At 72.8% G+C, this 3,086-nt stretch carries 3 protein-coding genes and 1 pseudogene; all 4 read right to left on the reverse strand.

The features are described 5' to 3' along the window. The coding region (locus tag FUT87_RS26500; protein WP_147242916.1) for a hypothetical protein at window positions 1-1,409 on the reverse strand (1,409 nt) is incomplete at its 3' end. Between the two features lie 22 nt (window positions 1,410-1,431). Next, a complete protein-coding gene (locus tag FUT87_RS26505; RefSeq protein ID WP_147242917.1) occupies window positions 1,432-1,950 on the reverse strand; it encodes a GNAT family N-acetyltransferase in 519 nt (172 codons plus the stop codon). After that, window positions 1,950-2,669, reverse strand: coding sequence for a cold shock and DUF1294 domain-containing protein (locus tag FUT87_RS26510; protein WP_147240291.1), 720 nt, complete (start codon window positions 2,667-2,669; stop codon window positions 1,950-1,952). The genes FUT87_RS26505 and FUT87_RS26510 overlap by 1 nt, the downstream gene beginning before the upstream one ends. Window positions 2,670-2,705: 36 nt before the next feature. Next, window positions 2,706-3,086: pseudogene (locus FUT87_RS29525) on the reverse strand (hypothetical protein); the annotation flags it as partial.

Below are 3,086 nucleotides of genomic sequence, written 5' to 3' on the forward strand. Positions count from 1 at the left end.
TCGGTGCCGGCGACCGCCGCCTTGCGGCGGCCGCGCTTGGGCGTTTCCTCGGGCGGGCGCCACTTGGGTTCGGGCTCGGGCTCGGCCGGCGGCTCGACCTCCGTCGAGTGCAGCACGCCCTGGCTCATCCAGCGGACGTGCTCGTCATCGATCTCGCCCTGTTCGGCGGACCAGCGCACGCGCCACGGCTGGCGCGCCATGTCGCCGGTCGCGCCGGCCAGATGCTGCGCCTGCGGATCACCCAGCAGCGGCAGCAGCTGCGCGCGGTACGCCGCGCGCGCGTAGCTGCCGCCCAGCACCGCGGGACGCAGGTCGTTCATCGGCACGCCGTCGCCGCTCCAGCGGCCCAGCAGCGCCTGCAACTGGGCCATCTCCGGCGGCAGGCTCATCACGGCCAGCTCGCCCGGCGGCGCGGCCAGGCCGCTGGGCAGCGGCTCGGGCGTGGGCGGCACCGGGCGGTCGCGCTCGAACTCGGCCTCGCAGCCGTCCAGCAGTTCATGCTGCGCGACGAAGACCGGATGCACCGGCCGAGACAGCGCGCCCAGCGCCAGGTTTTCCAGGAACGGGACCTCCTGCAGCCAGCGCCGCACGTCGGTCGTCGTGATGCCGGTGGAGCCCAGCGTCACCCGCTGGCGGTCGGCCTGCTGCAGCGCGCGGTTGAACTGGCTGGCCATCGCCAGCAGCCGCGCCTGCGCCAGGCCGAGCTCGCGCGCCAGGCGCTCCAGGCGCGCGTTGCCGTCGTTCTCGGCCTGCCGGATGATCGCGGACAGCGCCTCGCTGGCGCGCTCGACCAGCTTGAGCGCGCGCTCGAAGCGCATGCGCGCGCGGCGCAGGTGGAACTCGGAGCCCGAGGCGATCGCGTCGGCGAATTCGTTGTAGAGCCGCGAGAGCTGCGCCAGCAGATGCTGCAGCTGGGCCGGCTCCAGCGTGCCGAGCTGCTGCGCGCCGGCCACATTGGCGAGCAGGCCGGCCAGGTCGCCGTCCTCGTCAGCGGCCTGGCCTTGCGTCAGCGGCGAGACCATCGCCATCAGCTGCTGCGCCAGCGGCGTCACGCCGTACTGCTGGTTGGACGCGTCCCAGAGCAGCAGCTGCGCGTCGCGCAGGCGCTTGAGCACCAGCTCCAGCGCCTCGTCGCGCAGCAGGTGGAAATGGCGGTTCAGGTCGTCGCGCGAGAGCCGCGAGTGCGGCAGGCTCATCAGCTCGATGAACACCCAGACGCGCAGCCGCACCAGCGTGGACGGGCCATGGAAGAGCGCGCGCTGCGCGGCCAGCAGGGCCTCGTTGCGTTCCAGCTGCCACCACAGGAGGGAGTCCTGCGGGAGCTGGCCTTCGCGGAAATGGTCTTCGAAAGAGGGTTCGGGGAGATCGTCGCGCAGAGCGTCGTCCGCGCCTCCCGGGGTCAGGGTCATGGGGCGGGATTATCGCGCCCCCTCAGACGGGTCCGAGCGCCCTTCGCATCAGGGTCGCCCCGGGGCCGAAGCTGGCCAGTTTCTGCGCCAGCGCGGAGCCCGAAGGCGCGTCCGCGGCGGCGAAACCCTGGCGCTGCCAGTACTCGCGCGAGCCCTGCACCGCCACCAGCGCGATCTGCGCCAGGCCCATGTCCTGCGCGCGGTTCACCACCTGCCGCAACAGCTTGCGGCCCAATTGCCGCGAGCGCCCCGCCGGCGACACCGCCAGGTCGTGCAGGTACAGCGTGCGCGGCGCACGCGCCGGCGCGACCTCCGGCGCATCCAGGGCCGGCAGTTGCCCATCGTCGACCGGCAGGCTGACGACATACGCCAGCGGCTCGCCGGCCTCGACGGCCAGGTAGGAGCAGTGCAGATGGCGCGCCGCGCGCAGCTTGGCCTCGAAGGCCTCGGCGCTTTCCAGGAACTCGGGCCCATAACACTGGGCCTGCAAGGCGAGCACGGCGGGAAGGTCCGCCGTGCCGATCACTTTCAACTGCAGCATCAAACGAAGTCGCCGGCCGATCGCGTGTTCCAGTGGTCGGAGATCCCCGAGAAGAAAGGCGACAGCAGCGGCGTGAAGAGACAAACGAAGGCCAGGATGTTGAGCGCGACGCTCAACCAGAACACCCGCCGGAAGCCCGGCTTGGCGCTCTTGTGGCGAAGCAGGTGCTGGGCCAGCAGCGCGCCGGGCCAGCCGCACAGCAGCGCGAGCCCATGCAGCGTGGACTCCTTGACGCGCCACTGGCCCAGCCGGGCGGCGCGCTTGTCCAGCGCGTAGACGATGAAGGTCGCGAAGCTCATCGCGACATAGGTGCCCCACAGCCCGCGCGGCAGCGGCCAAGCCAGGTGCGTGAGCAGCACCAGCGTGGCGAATCCCGGCACCAGCCAGAGCGAGGCACCGGTGTCGGCGGAAGGCTTGGAGGATGGGGCCGAGCCGCGCAGCGGCTGCGACCGGTCGCGCGGCCGGGCCGCGCCGCCCGGGCGTGGCGCCGGGCCGGCGGGGGCCGGCTTGGGCTCGAGGCTCTTGACCTCGAGCGCGCGGGGCTTGCCCTGCGCGTCGGCGCCGGGCTGGTAGCTCACGCGCTCGCCGACGAAAGGCCGGCGCGCGCGCAGCGAAAAGGCGCTGATGTGCACGAAGCGCTTCGGGCCGCCGTCGGACGGCGCGATGAAGCCGTAGCCCTTCGCGTCATCCCACTGGACGATCCGACCCTCGACGCGCATCCCTCAGCGTTCCCCTTCAGTCCGAGCCGCGAGGGCTCAGTAGCCCTTGCGCGGGCCCTTCTTGACGAAGCCGCCGCGGTCGTCGCCGCCTTGGCGCGGGCCCTTGAAGGCCGGCTTGGCCGGACGGCCTTCGAAGCCGTCGTTGCCCTTGAAGGCCGGGCGCTCGGCGCGCGGGCCGTAGCGGTCGTTGTTCTCGGCCGAACGATCGAAGCGCGGATCGAAGCCGCCACGGCGCTGCTCGAAGCCGCCGCCGTTGCCGCCCTGGCCGCCACGCGGGCCGCCGAAGTCACGCTGCGGACGGTCCTGGACCTGACCGTCGCGACGCTCGAAGCGGTTGCCGCCGCCGAAGCCCTGGCCGTCACGCTGCGGACGATCGCCGAAACGCGGGCGGTCGCCGAAGGGACGGTCGCCCTGCGG

Source organism: Mitsuaria sp. TWR114 (genome assembly GCF_007997345.1).